Raw genomic sequence first — 15,311 nt, forward strand, 5'->3', positions numbered from 1 at the left:
CCGCGCGACCATGCCATCCGCCCGACCACCGACCGCACCCGCGAGGCGGTGTTCAATGTGCTGGCGCATCGCTTTCCCCAAAATCTTGAAGGCGCGCGGGTGCTCGACCTGTTCGCCGGCACCGGCGCGCTTGGCCTCGAAGCACTGTCGCGCGGCGCCGCCTATGGCGTCTTCATCGAGGAGTCTGCCGAAGGACGCGGCCTGATCCGCACCAATGTCGAGGCTTTCGGGCTGACGGGACGTACGAAAATATTCCGCCGTGACGCCACGGCGCTGGGCGAGGCCGGCACGCTTTCGGCTTTTGGTCTGGTCTTCGCCGATCCGCCCTATGGCAAAGGGCTCGGCGAGCGCGCGCTGCGCTCGGCCAGGGCCGGCGGCTGGCTTTTGCCGGGCGCGCTCTGCGTGGTCGAGGAGGCGGCGGCAGCATCGTTTGAGGTCGGGCCGGGATTCTCGGTGGTCGATGAGCGAAACTACGGCGAGACGGTGATCCGGTTCATGGAGGTTGGGTGAGGCGGTGTCGAATCCCGCTAGTCCGAGTTCCTTCGCGCCCCCCTCTGTCCCGCCATCGTCTCAATCCCGCCGCAACGCGGCGGTTACCTGCCGGATGACGAACAATTCACTTTGCTTGTCCCCAAGACCCTGCCTATCGTCTCGCCACGACAACCGGAGCCATCGATGAAACCTTCTGCATGGCTGCGCGCAATGCTGCTGACGCTGGCCCTGGCGACGACGCCCGCACTTGCCGCCGACGATGGCACGGTGACGAATTTCCTGCTCGACAATGGCATGGAGGTGGTGGTCATCCCCGATCACCGCGCCCCGATCGTCACCCATATGGTGTGGTACAAGGTCGGCAGCGCCGACGAGCCGCCGGGCAAATCGGGCATCGCGCATTTCTTCGAGCATCTGATGTTCAAGGCGACGACCAACCATGCCGCAGGCGAGTTCGACCGCGCCGTCTCCGCCATCGGCGGCTCCAACAACGCCTTCACCTCCTATGACTACACCGCCTTCCACGAGACGGTGGCGCCGTCGGCGCTCGGTGAGATGATGAGCTTCGAAGCCGACCGCATGCGCAACCTCATCCTCACCGACGACGTCATCAAGACCGAGCGCGACGTGATCCTGGAGGAGCGCCGCTCGCGCATCGACAGCAACCCGCAAGCGGTGCTGGAGGAGGAGGTCGACGCCACCCTCTGGCAGAACCAGCCCTACCGCATTCCGGTGATCGGCTGGATGCAGGAGATGGAGCAGCTGAACCGCACCGACGCCAAGGCCTTCTACGACAAATACTACACGCCCAACAACGCGGTGCTGATCGTTGCCGGCGACGTGACGCCGGAAACGGTCAAGGCGCTGGCCGAAAAGACCTATGGCAAGGTCGCGCGCGGCCCGGACCTGCCGCCGCGCATCCGTCCGGTCGAGCCGGAGCAGAACACGAAGCGCACGGTGACACTGACCGACGCGCGCGTTTCCGTGCCGGCCTTTACCACGCAATGGGTGGTGCCGTCCTATCACACGGCGAAGCCCGGCGAGGCGGAGGCGCTGGATCTGCTGGCCGAGATCCTCGGCGGCGGCAATCGCAGCCGGCTCTACCAGCAGCTTGTCGTCAAACAAGGCATCGCCGCCACCGCCGGCGCCTATTTCCAGGGCACCATGCTCGACGCCACCAATTTCACCGTCTATGGCGCGCCGCGCGGCGACGCCAGGCTGAGCGATGTCGAGGCCGCGGTCGACGCCGAGATCGCCCGCATCGCCAGCGGCGGCGTCAGCAATGACGAGCTGGAGAAGGCCAAGGACCGCTATGTCAGGTCTATGATCTTCGCCCGCGACAAGCAGGACGCCATGGCCAACATGTATGGCGCGACGCTGGCCACCGGCGGCAATGTCAGGGATGTCCAGGAATGGCCGGACAGGATCCGCAAGGTCACCGCCGACGAGGTCAAGGCGGTCGCCGCGCGCTATCTCAAGCTCGACCATTCGACGACAGGTTATCTGCTGCCGCAGACACAGGCGGGGAATTGATGATGACGGCTCTCAACCCCACGCCCGTTCGCGAAACCCCCTCATCCGGCCGCTTCGCGGCCACCTTCTCCCCCTGGGGGAGAAGAGGCTTGCGCCGGCGCTGGCAGGCTCCTCTCCCCCACGGGGAGAGGTCAGCCGAGCGAAGCGGAGGCTGGGTGAGGGGGAGCGCCGACCTTGGCCAGTGGCGCGTCGCCCTCGCAGTCCTCCTCCTCGCCATCCTCTTCCTCATCCTGCCCCCGCTCACCGCCCGCGCGGCGATGAACATCCAGCAGGTGACTTCGCCGAAGGGCATCACCGCCTGGCTGGTCGAGGACTATTCCGTGCCGATCGTCGCCATCCGCTTTGCTTTCGACGGCGGCTCGACGCAGGATCCCGCGGGCAAGGAGGGACTGGCCAATCTGATGAGCGGCCTGTTCGACGAGGGCGCCGGCGATCTCGACAGCGAGGCCTTCCAGGCGAAACTGGACGAGGTCGGCGCCGAGATGAGCTTCGATGCGCGGCGCGACGGCACCTATGGCTCGATGCGCATGCTGGCCGAAGAGCGCGACGGCGCGTTCGACCTGCTCGGCATGGCGGTCAACCACCCGCGTTTCGACCAGGCGCCGATCGACCGCATCCGCGCCCAGGTCCTGTCCGGCATCATCGCCAATGAGCGCGACCCCAACACGATCGCCCAGACCAAATGGCTGCGCGCGATCTACGGCACGCATCCCTATTCCAGGCCCGACGAGGGCACCAGGCAAAGCATCGCCACCATCACGCCTTCCGATCTCGCCGCCTTCCACAAGGCGAATTTCGCCCGTAGCGGCCTGCATGTGGCGGTGGTCGGCGCCATCGACGCCGAGACGTTGAAGCAGAAGCTCGACGCCGTCTTCGGCGACTTGCCGCAAAAGCAGACGCTCGCCCCCGTCGCCGATATCGCTCCCAAGCTGGGCGAGCATGTCGAGGTCGACTACGATTTGCCGCAGACCTCGCTGCAGCTCGCTTACCCCGGCGTCGACCGCCAGGCGCCGGATTTCTTCGCCGCCGCGCTGATGAACGAGATCCTCGGCGGCTCGGCCTTCACCTCGCGCCTCTACCAGGAAGTGCGCGAAAAGCGCGGCCTGGCCTACGGCGCCAGCTCCGGCCTGGTCGACCACCAGCATGCCAACGCTTTGGTCGTCACCACCGCGACGCGCTCCGACCGGGCGGCCGAGACGCTGGCGCTGGTGCGCAAGGTGGTCAAGGAGATGGCCGATGAGGGCCCGACCGAGGCCGAGCTCGAGGCGACCAAGAAATACATGGTCGGCGCCTATGCCATCAGCAATCTGGATTCCTCGGGCTCCATTGCCGCGACGCTGCTGGAACTGCAGCTCGACAAGCTCGGCATCGACTACATCCAGCGCCGCGCCGCGCTCATCAACGGCGTGAGCCTGGATCAGGTCAAGGCGGTGGCAAAGAAGCTGCTGTCGCCCGAGCCGTCGATCATGGTGGTGGGGCCGAAGCTGGGGAGCAAGGGATGAGCCATCCTTTGTTGCGGCGGACCCCTGCCTCCTCCCCACAAGAGGCCCTCTCATCCGGCCGCTTCGCGGCCACCTTCTCCCCGTGGGGGAGAAGAGGCTGGCGTCGGCGCCGCGACTTCCTCTCCCCTCGGGGAGAGGTCGGATTGCCCCGAATTGCTCTTGGCAATTCGGTTGGCAATCCGGGTGAGGGGGCATTTTCGTCAAGCTCTGCCATCTGGAGCCTCGCCCATGCCCGCTAGCACCGGCCCCACCTTCGGCATCGCTTTTGGCGGCGGCGGGGCGCGCGGGCTGGCGCATATCCATGTCATCGAGGCGCTGGACGAGCTCGGCATCCGGCCGGTGGCGATATCGGGCTCCTCGATCGGCGCCATCATGGGCGCCTGCATGGCCGCGGGCATGACCGGCAAGGAGATGCACGACTATACGCGCGCGATCCTGAGCCGCCGCGTCGAGGTCGCCACCCGCATGTGGCGGGCGCGGCCCGGCACCTTCGCCGAGGCTTTGCAGGGCGGCCTGCGCGTCAGCCAGTTCAATGTCGAGCGCATCCTCAAGGCATTCCTGCCCGAACAGATCCCCGAGACCTTCGCCGAACTGAAGATCCCGCTGAAGGTGACGGCGACCGACTACTTCGGCCACAAATTGAAAGTCATCAGCGACGGCGATCTGCCTTCCGCGCTTGCCGCCTCGGCCGCCATTCCCGCCGTGTTCCGCCCGGTGACGCGCGACGGCCGCCTGCTGATCGACGGCGGCATCTACAACCCCGTGCCGTTCGACCTCATCGAAAAGGACGCCGACATCATCATCGCCGTCGACGTCGTCGGCGGACCGACCGAGGCCGAGCGCAAGCACCCGACCTCCGTCGACCTAATGTTCGGCGCCACGCAACTGATGATGCAGTCGATCATCGCCAACAAGCTCAAACAGTGCCGCCCCGACATTCTGCTGCGCCCGGCCGTATCGAAATACCGCGTGCTCGACTTCATGAAGATCGACGCCCTGATGAGCGAAACGGCCGATATCAAGGACGAGCTGAAGCGGGAGATTGAACTGGTGACGGAGGCGAAGGCGGGTGCGATGGTGAAGGGCAGGCGGGGGAAGAGGGCTGGGTGAGCGAAGCTGCTAATCTCCCCCACGAGGGGGGAGATTGGCCGTCATCGGGCGCGCACGCCTCACGCCTTCCCCGCAGCATACTCCAGCGCCACCACGCCATTGCTGAACGGCACGGCCGAAACCAACCCCAGCGCCACCTTCTCGCCTACCGGGAACAGCCTCTTCCCCAGCCCAACAGCGCCGGGATAAGTCAGCAGCCGAACACGGTCGACCAGCCCATGCCGCAGCAATTCCTGCGCGACGCTGAGGCTGCCATGCACATAGATGTTGCCACCGCTGCCTTGCTTCAGCGTCCTGACCGCATCCGGCAAGGCGCCCGTCAGCAGCTCGGCCGGTTTCCAGTCGAGCGTCTTCAAACTGGACGACGCGACATATTTCGGCAGCGCGTTGAACCGCTCGGCGAAGTCTCCGGTTTCGCTGGGCCAGGAGCCGGCAAAGATCTCATACGTCGTGCGCCCCAGAAGCATGGCGCTGCTCTCGGCAAGCTCGTCCTCCTTGAACCTTTGCATTTCATCGTTCCAGGTCACGCCAGGCAGCTTCTCGACCTCGGCGATGCCATCGACGCTGATGAACTCGGTGACGATCAGTTTTCGCATGGGGTTCTCCTTTTGGCGGAGGACGGATGGCGCGGGGCTGATGCGACATGCGAGGTGGAAAATAGCGCAGCGCTTTGTTGATTTTGGGTCGATGTCAAAGGCAAGCGTCGACCTCGGCTTCAATTAATTGAGTGGAGGGCAGCTTCGGGATCACAACGGCAATCAGGGCGTGGAAATATCTCGACCTGTGTGCAACAAAAGACGCCGACTCGGGGGCTGGGTCGTAGGGGGCGAGTTGGCGAGCAAGGAAGCTACTGCAAGAATCAAGATCAACCGGCTTTTGGATGAGGCCGGGTGGCGCTTCTTCGACGATCAGAATGGCCAAGCGAATATCGTTCTTGAGCCAAACATTAAAATCAAAAAGGGCGACGTCGAAGCTCTCGGAGAGGATTTTGAGAAGGCGAAAAACGGCTTCATAGATTTCCTCTTGCTAGACAGAGACGGTAAACCGCTAGTCGTTTTGGAAGCTAAATCAGAGGAGAAAAATCCGCTCTCCGCCAAAGAGCAAGCACGGAAATACGCGCGTTCGCAGAACGCTCGCTTCGTGATCCTGAGCAACGGCAACATTCATTACCTCTGGGATTTGCAGCAAGGGAATCCCTCCATCGTTTCCAAATTCCCCGGCCCGGACGAGATCAAGAATCATTATTTATTCGAACCGGATGCAAACAGGCTTGTGGCCGAGCCGATCGGCCTAGATTTCATCGCTCTTACGCAAATGCCGGGTTACGCCAATGAGGCTGCTTGGAAAAATGAAGCGGAGCGACCCGCCTTCGTCGAAAGGAGCAAGCTGCGCTTCCTGAGGAAATATCAAAGGCGCGCTATCGAGCGGGTACAAGAGGAAGTGGGCAGAGGCGCTACGCGATTTCTGTTCGAAATGGCAACTGGGACCGGCAAGACCCTCACTTCGGCTGCCGTTATCAAACTGTTCCTGAAGACGCAAAACGCGAAGCGAGCGCTTTTCCTTGTGGATCGGCTGGAATTGGAGATCCAGGCCGACAAGGCGTTCAAGGCGCTGCTGAAGAATGACTTCACCTCAGTGATCTACAAGGAACAGCGTGACGATTGGCGCAAGGCCGACATTGTTGTGACGACGGTGCAATCGCTTCTGTTCAACGGCAAATACCGACGCTTCTTCGCGCCGACGGACTTCGACCTTGTCATATCGGACGAAGCGCATCGCTCCATTGGGGGCAACGCCCGCGCAGTCTTCGAGTATTTCGTTGGCTACAAGCTTGGGCTCACCGCCACGCCTAAGGACTATCTGAAACAGTCAAAAAGCCGAACATCAGCGCGCGATCCTCGTGAAGCAGAGCGACGCATGATGCTCGATACCTATCGCACCTTCGGCTGCGATTCGGGAGAGCCTACATTCCGCTACTCCCTCGTTGACGGTGTACGCGACGGTTTCCTGATTAACCCCTATGTGGTTGACGCGCGGACCGGCGTCACAACGCTGTTGCTTTCCGACCAAGGCTTTATCACCGAAACGGTGGATGAGAACGGTGACGAGACCCAGGAGGCTTTTGCGGGCCGTGACTTTGAAAAGCGATTCTTCGCTGAGGCAACCAATCGGGCATTCTGCCAGACCTTGCTTAAGCACGGTCTTCGCGACCCGATTTCCGGTGAGTTCGGAAAAACGATTGCCTTTGCCGTCAGCCAAAACCATGCGGCAAAGGTCACCCAGATATTGAACGAGATGGCTGATCAGCTCTGGCCAGGTCGATACAAGTCGGATTTTGCCGTGCAGGTCACCAGCCACGTGGCTGACGCCCAAAAGATGACGGTCAACTTCGCCAACAATAATCTGGGCGGCTATAGCGAGTTCGTCCAAGATTACCGAACGAGCAAGGCGCGCATCTGTGTGACTGTCGGAATGATGACCACAGGCTATGATTGCCCTGACATTTTGAACCTTGCGTTGATGCGTCCTGTCTTTTCACCGTCAGATTTTGTTCAGATGAAGGGGCGGGGCACCAGAAGGCACAACTTCGCCGAAGAACTGTTCGATCCTACACGGAAGGCCGAAGTCGGCGCGGTCAAAAAAACCGAGTTCCGCCTGTTCGATTTCTTCGCCAACTGTGAATACTTCGAGGAAGAATTTCAATACGATGAGGAGCTAACTCTGCCGAAACTGGCAGTGCTTCCCATGTCGACCGGGGGTGAAGTCCTCCGCACGATCGGAACGCTCAGCGCCTATGAATTTTTGGAACCCGACCAGGTCGTCTACCAAGTCGAGCAGCAGATTGGCCCCGAGGGCATGCGCGTCGATCGCGAGCTGTTCCAGAAATTCGAGCAAGTTGCCCGCTCCGATAGCCGGCTCAGGGAATTGGTCGAACACCAGAACTGGGAAGCTGCCAGCCGTCGCGTCATTGAAGAGCTGTTCGAGAAGCCCGACGAATACTTCAACCTCGAACGGTTGCGTCAAGCGGCGGGTGTAGACCGGCGGATTACGATCCGCGAACTTATTGAAAAGGCCTTCGGTTTCATTCCGAAATTCAAGAGCAAGGCGGAATTGATCGAGGACGAGTTCCAGAAGTTCCTGCTCGACCAGAAGCCCGAGGAAGCCGGTCGTGTCGCTCAGATGCGGTATTTCTTTGAGGCCTACATCCGCGATGCCAAGGTGCGCACTTTGATCGACGCCGGCCATTTCGGCGATCTCAATGTAAACCCAACCTTCACAACTCGGGACCTGCGGGAGGTGCCTGAAAAGTGGCGTAAGCGCATCCCAGAATACATCAAGGACTATGTGTCCCTGAACCCATTCCTCTGATGAAAGTCCCCAATGCTCGATAGTGAAACTAAGCGCCGTATCAATACGTGCCGCGACATTCTGGTTGGCAAGGTGCCCGACCCAAAGAGCCAGGTCGAACAGATCACTGTGGCGCTCATTTACAAGTTCATGGACGACATGGACCTTGAGTCAGAGGAACTCGGAGGTGCACGACGTTTCTTCAGCGGCGAGTTCGAACGCTACCGGTGGTCTAAGCTGGTAGCGCCCGGCGTGTCCGGACAGGACATGCTTAACACCTATTCCGAAGCACTCACAAAGATGGTCGAGAACGAAAGCCTGCCGCCGCTCTTCCGCTCGATCTTCCGCAACGCCTATCTGCCTTATCGTGATCCGGAAACACTTCGCAGCTTTTTGCGCGAGATCAACAGCTTCACCTATGATCATAGCGAGCGGCTCGGCGATGCCTTCGAATACCTGCTGTCCGTACTCGGCAGCCAGGGGGACGCCGGTCAGTTCAGAACGCCGCGCCACATCATTGACTTTATGGTCGAGATCATCGACCCGAAGAAGAATGAGGTCGTCCTCGATCCCGCCTGCGGCACCGCTGGCTTCTTGATTTCAGCTTACAAACACATCCTGAAAGCGAATTCGACCCATGTCGTGAACGGCAATGGTAAGGGCGAAGAAACCGACGCTGCTGAACTGGCGCTTGAAAGCCCCATGCGGTTCCCGGGTGACCTATTGACGGCGGAAGATCGCGACCGCTTGGCGCGCAACATCAAGGGCTATGACATTTCTCCCGACATGGTGCGGCTCAGCCTTGTAAACCTTTATCTGCATGGTTTTGCGGACCCGAAGGTGGAGGAATATGACACGCTGACCAGTGAAGAGAAATGGACCGAGATGGCCGATATTATCTTCGCGAATCCGCCCTTTATGTCACCGAAAGGCGGGATCAGGCCTCACACGCGATTTCAGGTCCAGTCGAAGCGGAGCGAAGTCCTGTTCGTCGACTATATCGCCGAGCACCTGACACCGCAGGGACGAGCAGCCGTTATCGTGCCTGAGGGTATTATCTTCCAGAGCCAGAGTGCGTACGTGCAGCTTCGCGACGTGCTGGTGCGGAACCATCTCGCCGCCGTCATCTCGTTACCGGCAGGCGTATTTAACCCCTATTCCGGCGTCAAGACATCGATCCTGATCCTCGACCGCGCCGTTGCGAAGTCAAGCGAGCATATCGCCTTCTTCAGAATCGAGAATGACGGCTTCGCCCTCGGAGCGCAGCGTAAGGCACAGAGGGGGACGCAACTGTCGCAGGTGAAGGCTGAGCTTTCAGCTTGGCTGGAGTCGGCACGGGGAGGAAATAGCCAGGACCTAGACTCGCCTCTAGGCATAACGGTCTCGCGTGAACAGGTCGCCACGGGCGGCGCCTACAACCTGACTGGCGAGCGATACCGGGCTAGCGATAGAGCTACACCGACGAAATGGCCTGTCGCGAGTCTCGGAGAGCTATGTGACTTCCGTACTGGCGGCACACCGACATCAACGGTGCCTGAGTTCTATGCAAATGGTACAATCCCTTGGCTTGTGTCAGGTGACGTTCATCGGCGGGAAATCTTCGAATGTGAAAAGCGGATCACCGTTGCCGGTATGGAAAACTCGAATGCGCGGTATCTCCAACGTAGCTCGGTTTTGATCGCGCTCAATGGCCAAGGAAAGACGCGCGCCACCGTTGCCCTGTTGAGAATGGATAACGCCACCTGCAATCAATCGCTCGTGGCTATCTTCCCGAAGACGATAGACCGGCTATTGCCAGAGTTTCTCTTTTGGATTTTGCGGTCGATGTACCAACAAATCCGCAACCTAACTGGTGACAACCAGAGAAGTGGTTTGAATATCCCTATCTTAAAAGGCATCGAAATCCCGCTCCCGCCGCTTGATGTACAGCGGGAAATCGTAGCGGAGATCGATGGCTATCAGCGGGTCATCGACGGCGCTCGGGCTGTCATCGACAACTACCGACCTAATATCCCTATCGATCACCATTGGCCATTAGTCACGATTGGCGAAATTGGAGAGATTAAGGGTGGGAAGCGGTTGCCGAAAGGCGAATCTTTTGCGGAGCAGAAAACTGCTTACCCTTACATCAGGGTCTCCGACCTACTGGATCAGTCGGTTCGCTTGAACGAGCTGAAGTACATCACCAAGGACATACACAACGAAATCTCTCGATATGTCATATCCAGTCGCGACGTCTATATCTCGATTGCAGGAACCATAGGTTTGACGGGAACAGTGCCTGATACGCTTGATGGCGCTCACTTGACCGAAAATGCCGCGAAAATTGTAGTCGATGCAAAACGGGTTATCCCCCATTTTCTCGCAGCTGCCTTGGCTACAGATTTCGCACAAACCCAGATCAAGAAACTGACCCATGCTGTTGGCGTACCGAAACTTGCGTTGGAGCGAATCCGAACAATCGAAATACCCCTCCCTGAAATCGATCATCAGCGCGCAATTGTAGAGGAAATTTCATCCGAAAAGGCCATCGTCGAGGGCAACCGAGAACTCATCGCACGCTTTGAGAGAAAGATCGAAGCCACGATAGCCCGCGTTCGGGGTGAGGCCAAAGCAGATGCGGAGGCGGAGGCGGCCTGATGGACGAGGCGTTAGAACTGGGCGAATATCTGCCGCAATCGTTTGCGAATCTGAACGAACAGACCTACCTCGACTTCCTGTGGTCGGCCCTCCGCACGAACTACGAGGCGGAACGCTACGAGTTTGCTAGCCTCGCTTTTCACCTGCTCTATATGAGCTTCGTCAGCTTTTCGATCTGGCAAATCAGGCTAGCTCGCCCCGGGCAGTTTGCTATGGCCATGGTAGGTTTCCGGTCTGAGGAAGAGGGAAGCTTGCTGGACTGCGAAAGCCCATTCAAGTTTTACGATAGGCTGAAGGAGTCCCAGATTTTCCGATTCCTTAAGCTAATCGGCTGCAATAATGAACAGGTTGGCGAGTTCGCCAAGTTCGTCCGGCGTCGCAATAAGATCGCTCATCCAACCGGAACGGTGTTCTTCAATGATCAGGCCGCTATCGATGAAGAAATCGCTAGTATGATGAAAGAAGTGCGCAACATCGAAGCGCACATGCAGCCGGTGATCCGAGAACTCTATCATCGCTTCCTGCGAGATAGCGCCGATCCGGAAGAGCGGGAGTATACGGTGCTTGGCGACGAGATTACCGCCAATTTCGTGCACAAGAATTACATGTCCGCGGCCGACATCGCCTTCTGTCAAGGCTTTGACATTGACGCACTTAGCGGTGAGCCTCTCCACGACGCTATGAAGGATCTACACGATGCACTGGTGGCGCTCTATCCCGCAGAAGGAGACGTGGAGGAGGCAGCATGATTGCAAATTCGGAGGATGCCTTGATCTGAAGGGACCGAGAGCGTCTGGTGTTGACCGAAAAGGAACTCAATTGGCAGATCGTGGCCGAGGCGACGCGCCCGCCGCTGTCCTCGGTCGACATGAACCTTTCAGCCCTTGGCCGCGAGGCCGGGCTCGCTCTGCTTTCGCTCGTCGGCGGCAAGCCCGCCGAGCCGGGCATCAGGAAACTGCCGTGCCGGCTGGTGGTGCGTCAGTCATGCGGCCGTCCGCCGGGCGAGCTTGGCGACGTGCCGGTTTGATTGTGAGAGGCCACGCCCATGGCCACACAGCAGCCTTACAGGCGCACGAAAGCCGTGAGCGGCAGATGATCGGAGGCAACCCGCGACAGCGGGGTGTCGTGCGCTTCGACGGCCGAGATCATGCCGTGCCGGTTGGCCATGATCCGGTCGAGCGCCAAGAGCGGAAGGCTCGATGGAAAGGTGGGAACCGCCGGCGGCAACGGGCCAAAGGTCGTATGCAGCGTGTTCAGGGAGGAGCGGTTTCCCAGCCGCCATTCGTTCAGGTCGCCGAGCAGCAGCGTCGGCCTTTCGTCGGCGCTGCTCATGATGTCGAGCACGACACGGGCCTGCTCGGAGCGCGAGCGGCGCAGCAGGCCGAGATGAGCCGCGATGACGCGTAGCGTCGGTTTGTCGTCGAGATCGATTTCGGCAACGAGTGCCCCGCGCGGCTCGAGCCCCGGCAGCTTGATCTGGTGCACGTCGCGCACCGTGCCGCGCTTGAACAGAAGCACATTGCCGCGCCAGCCATGTCCCTTGCCGTTTCCGGCAATCGGCACCGGCACCAGTCCCGTTTCCATTTCGAGGCGGGCAAGGTCGAGCAGCCCGGCACGATCGCCGAAGCGGTTGTCGGCCTCCTGCAGCGCGATGACATCCGGGCTGATTTCCCGGATGACGCGAGCGGTGCGTTCGGGGTCGAATTTCCGGTCGACGCCAATGCATTTGTGGACGTTATAGGAGGCAACCACCATTTCGGTGTCGTCAGCCCGCTTGCGCTGCTCGGATTTTGCCTTCCGCGCATTTCTGCCGCGGATCGACACGAGCACGGTCTCCGGAAGGCTGCGTTCGTTTTTATGCATGCGCCTGCTGCTTATTCCCTTAGCTATCTAGAGATAGGGCGATCCCAACCACAGCACACGGTCGAACAGACGAACGATGAATGGTCGTGCCCGCAGGGCTTCGAGCGTTACGGGCACGGCGCAGGCGATCGCCGAGGCGATCCTCTCCTCGACCTCCGAGGCAAAGCCGGGGTCGAGAACCTCCATGTCGATCTCGAAATTCAGCCTCAGCGACCGGGCATCGAGATTGGACGATCCGACATAGGCCCACACGCCATCGATCGACATCAATTTCGAATGGTCGAACGAGCCCTCATGGCGCCAAACGCGGCAATAGTGCTTCAGCACCTGGTCAAACTGGGCCGTCATCGCGCGGTCGACGAGGAAAAGGTTGTTCACGGCCGGCACGACGATATCGATTTCGACACCGCGCCGGCCGGCTGTCGTCAGCGCGCTGATCAGTTCCCGGTCCGGCAGGAAATAGGGCGACATGATGCGGATCGATTTGCGGGCGACCGAAAATGCCCCGATCAGCAATTTGTGGTTCGTTTCGATGCTGGCATCCGGCCCCGTTGCCACGGCGCGCACCAGCATAGGCTGGCCGGGCGGCGGCGAGAGGTCTTCTATTTGCCAGATGTCGCCTTTCAGTGCCTCGTTGCCGGCGAAGCGCCAGTCCTCGGCCGCAACCGAGAAAAGGTCAGCCACCACCGGGCCGGTGACCTGGAAATGCGTGTCCCTGGAGCTGTCGGGGCCTGCGAACTCGGCTGAAAAGCCCTTGCGGATGTTCATGCCTCCCGTGAACGCGACCATGCCGTCGATGACCAGGATTTTCCTGTGGGTTCTCAAATTAGCATAGGGAAGTCTCAGGCCCATGACGATATTGCCGTTGAAGAGATCGACGGTGATATCAGCCTCCTTGAGCTGCCTGAAGATGCTGGGCACCGAGTAGCGCACGCCGACCGCGTCGATCAGCACGCGTACGGTCACGCCGCGGCGGACGGCACGGCCAAGCGATTCGACGAAAAGCCGCCCGGCGGCGTCATTGTCGAAGATGTAGGTCTCGAGAAGGACACTGCGCTCGGCATTGTCGATCGCCCGGCACATCGCCCCATAGGCCTCATCGCCCGTCCGCAGCACCGAGATCGTGTTTCCATAAGTCAAAGGGCGCCGCGCCACCCTGTCGCCCAACGTTTTCAGTCCGGCAAACCGCTGGCCGTATTGGGCCGTGATCAATGCCACCGTGGCGGTGTCGCTGTCGTGCTTTGCCGAAGCGGCTTCGCCAGGCAAGGGCCGCATGGCGCTGATCGTCGCGCGGCGCATTCGATTGATGCCGGCGATGGCATAGATGATTACGCCAAGGAATGGCGAAAGCAGCATCACGCCCACCCAGCCGGTGGCGGCGCGCACGTCTTCCTTCGTCATGACGGCATGGACGATGCCGACTGTCGCCATCACCCCTGAAATGATCGCGAGGATCTGGGGCCAGTGGGTCGCTAGGGCCTGCAACATTGCCGAACTATCCAGCGCGCGGCCGCGGAACGCAATGCATCTGCTTATTCCCGGTGTTGACGTGTGCCCTGCGCCTCACCGTCGAAGGGCGGAGCCGGCCGCCTGTCGATGGTCGTAGTGGCGCACATGCCGCATCGCCCATTGCAGAAGCGGCATCGGGACAATAGATGGTGCTGCAACGGCCGCCCAATAGCCGGCTGAAAAAAGCAGGATCACCAGTATGACGAATACGCTTGACGCAGCGAAATTGACCGATCGCGTCGCCGCCCTGGTCGAGGCCGCCAAGCGCGCCGGCGCCGACGCCGCCGACGCGGTCGCCGTGCGCGGCCGCTCGACAGGCGTGTCGGTGCGGCTTGGCAAGGTCGAGGCCACCGAGGCGTCCGAGAGCGAGGATGTCTCGCTGCGCGTCTTCGTCGGCAAGCGGGTGGCGAGCGTCTCGGCGACGGCGGCATCGGACCCGAAGCTGCTCGCCGAACGCGCCGTGGCGATGGCCAAGGTCTCGCCGGAAGATCCCTATCAGGGCCTCGCCGATCCGGCCTTGCTGGTCCACGAGCCGCGCGATCTCGATCTGTTCGACGCGACAGAAGTCTCCGCCGACCAGTTGAAGGAGGCGGCGCTCGCCGCCGAAGCCGCGGCCCTTGCCGTCAAGGGCGTCACCAATTCGGCCGGCAGCGGCGCCAGCGCCGGGCTGGGTGGGCTGGTATTGGCCACCTCGCATGGCTTCGTCGGCCAGTATGTCGCGTCGCGCTTTTCGCGCTCGACCAGCGTCATTGCCGGTGAGGGCACCGGCATGGAGCGCGACTATGAATTCTCCTCGCGCCAGCACTTTTCCGACCTCGATGCGCCTGAGGATATCGGCCGCAAGGCCGGCGAGCGCGCCGCGCGGCGCATCGGCGCGCGCAAGGCGGCGACCGGGCCGGTCGACGTGGTGTTCGACCCGCGCGTCGCGCGCGGCATTGCCGGCCATCTCGCCGGCGCCATCAACGGCGCGTCCGTGGCGCGCAAGACCTCGTTCCTGCGCGACATGATGGGCAAGCAGGTCGCCGCCGCCGCGATCACCGTCACCGACGAGCCTCTGCGGCGCCGTGGCCAGGCGTCGCGTCCGTTCGACGGCGAGGGCGTCGAGGGCGAAAAGCTGTTCATGGTCGACAAGGGCGTTCTGAACCACTGGTTCCTCTCGACCTCCGCCGCGCGCGAACTTGGCCTCGTCACCAACGGGCGCGGCTCGCGCAGCGGCTCCTCCGTCTCGCCGTCATCGACCAACCTCGCCATCGAGCCCGGTGAACGGACGCCGGAAGAGCTGATCAAGTCACTGAAGACCGGTTTCTACGTCAC

General features: G+C 61.0%; 11 protein-coding genes and 1 pseudogene. 9 read left to right on the forward strand and 3 right to left on the reverse strand.

The annotated features are described in order from the left end of the window. The 4 genes from rsmD to CN311_RS27645 all read left to right on the forward strand — a co-directional run. Window positions 1-510, forward strand: a 510-nt coding sequence (gene rsmD / locus CN311_RS27630; protein WP_115504278.1) for a 16S rRNA (guanine(966)-N(2))-methyltransferase RsmD, incomplete at its 5' end; no start/stop codon positions are given. Window positions 511-675: 165 nt separating this feature from the next. Then, entirely contained in the window at window positions 676-2,025 is a 1,350-nt protein-coding gene (locus tag CN311_RS27635) for a M16 family metallopeptidase (RefSeq protein ID WP_097576808.1), read from the forward strand. Window positions 2,026-2,180: 155 nt separating this feature from the next. Continuing rightward, entirely contained in the window at window positions 2,181-3,527 is a 1,347-nt protein-coding gene (locus CN311_RS27640) for a M16 family metallopeptidase (RefSeq protein WP_097576809.1), read from the forward strand. A 228-nt stretch (window positions 3,528-3,755) separates the two neighbouring features. Beyond that, on the forward strand, window positions 3,756-4,637 hold the full coding sequence (locus CN311_RS27645; protein WP_097576810.1) for a patatin-like phospholipase family protein: 882 nt from the start codon (window positions 3,756-3,758) through the stop codon (window positions 4,635-4,637). Window positions 4,638-4,696: 59 nt separating this feature from the next. On the opposite strand, the gene CN311_RS27650 is transcribed toward CN311_RS27645, so the two are convergent. Then, the gene (locus CN311_RS27650) at window positions 4,697-5,233 is read right to left on the reverse strand and encodes a dihydrofolate reductase family protein (RefSeq protein ID WP_097576811.1); all 537 of its coding nucleotides are present in this window, start codon (window positions 5,231-5,233) and stop codon (window positions 4,697-4,699) included. Window positions 5,234-5,468: 235 nt separating this feature from the next. Between CN311_RS27650 and CN311_RS27655 the strand changes: the two genes are divergently transcribed. The 4 genes and pseudogenes from CN311_RS27655 to CN311_RS27670 form a co-directional block, all read left to right on the forward strand. After that, window positions 5,469-8,006, forward strand: a complete 2,538-nt coding sequence (locus tag CN311_RS27655; protein WP_097576812.1) for a DEAD/DEAH box helicase family protein — start codon at window positions 5,469-5,471, stop codon at window positions 8,004-8,006. A 12-nt stretch (window positions 8,007-8,018) separates the two neighbouring features. Continuing rightward, window positions 8,019-10,625, forward strand: coding sequence for an N-6 DNA methylase (locus CN311_RS27660; protein ID WP_097576813.1), 2,607 nt, complete (start codon window positions 8,019-8,021; stop codon window positions 10,623-10,625). Further along, complete coding sequence (locus tag CN311_RS27665) at window positions 10,625-11,374, forward strand: hypothetical protein (protein WP_097576814.1); 750 nt, start codon at window positions 10,625-10,627, stop codon at window positions 11,372-11,374. The genes CN311_RS27660 and CN311_RS27665 overlap by 1 nt, the downstream gene beginning before the upstream one ends. Window positions 11,375-11,442: 68 nt before the next feature. Further along, window positions 11,443-11,652, forward strand: a pseudogene (locus tag CN311_RS27670) (substrate-binding domain-containing protein); the annotation flags it as partial. Between the two features lie 35 nt (window positions 11,653-11,687). Here the strand turns inward: CN311_RS27670 and CN311_RS27675 are convergent. Together CN311_RS27675 and CN311_RS27680 are read right to left on the reverse strand one after the other, a co-directional pair. Beyond that, window positions 11,688-12,488, reverse strand: coding sequence for an endonuclease/exonuclease/phosphatase family protein (locus CN311_RS27675; protein WP_097576815.1), 801 nt, complete (start codon window positions 12,486-12,488; stop codon window positions 11,688-11,690). Window positions 12,489-12,515: 27 nt separating this feature from the next. Beyond that, complete coding sequence (locus tag CN311_RS27680) at window positions 12,516-13,976, reverse strand: phospholipase D-like domain-containing protein (RefSeq protein WP_097576816.1); 1,461 nt, start codon at window positions 13,974-13,976, stop codon at window positions 12,516-12,518. A 220-nt stretch (window positions 13,977-14,196) separates the two neighbouring features. Between CN311_RS27680 and CN311_RS27685 the strand changes: the two genes are divergently transcribed. Next, window positions 14,197-15,311 (forward strand): TldD/PmbA family protein (locus CN311_RS27685; protein WP_097576817.1); only part of this gene is annotated, 1,115 nt, incomplete at its 3' end.

Origin of the sequence: Mesorhizobium sanjuanii (assembly GCF_002529485.1) — a bacterium.
Taxonomy (GTDB): domain Bacteria; phylum Pseudomonadota; class Alphaproteobacteria; order Rhizobiales; family Rhizobiaceae; genus Mesorhizobium; species Mesorhizobium sanjuanii.

Bases quoted from the DNA above. Each gene is read 5' to 3' on its own strand.
- CN311_RS27635 (WP_097576808.1), top strand. From the start codon at position 676: ATGAAACCTTCTGCATGGCTGCGCGCAATGCTGCTGACGCTGGCCCTG.
- CN311_RS27645 (WP_097576810.1), top strand. From the start codon at position 3,756: ATGCCCGCTAGCACCGGCCCCACCTTCGGCATCGCTTTTGGCGGCGGC.
- CN311_RS27650 (WP_097576811.1), bottom strand. From the start codon at position 5,233: ATGCGAAAACTGATCGTCACCGAGTTCATCAGCGTCGATGGCATCGCC.
- CN311_RS27660 (WP_097576813.1), top strand. From the start codon at position 8,019: ATGCTCGATAGTGAAACTAAGCGCCGTATCAATACGTGCCGCGACATT.
- CN311_RS27665 (WP_097576814.1), top strand. From the start codon at position 10,625: ATGGACGAGGCGTTAGAACTGGGCGAATATCTGCCGCAATCGTTTGCG.
- CN311_RS27675 (WP_097576815.1), bottom strand. From the start codon at position 12,488: ATGCATAAAAACGAACGCAGCCTTCCGGAGACCGTGCTCGTGTCGATC.
- CN311_RS27680 (WP_097576816.1), bottom strand. From the start codon at position 13,976: ATGTTGCAGGCCCTAGCGACCCACTGGCCCCAGATCCTCGCGATCATT.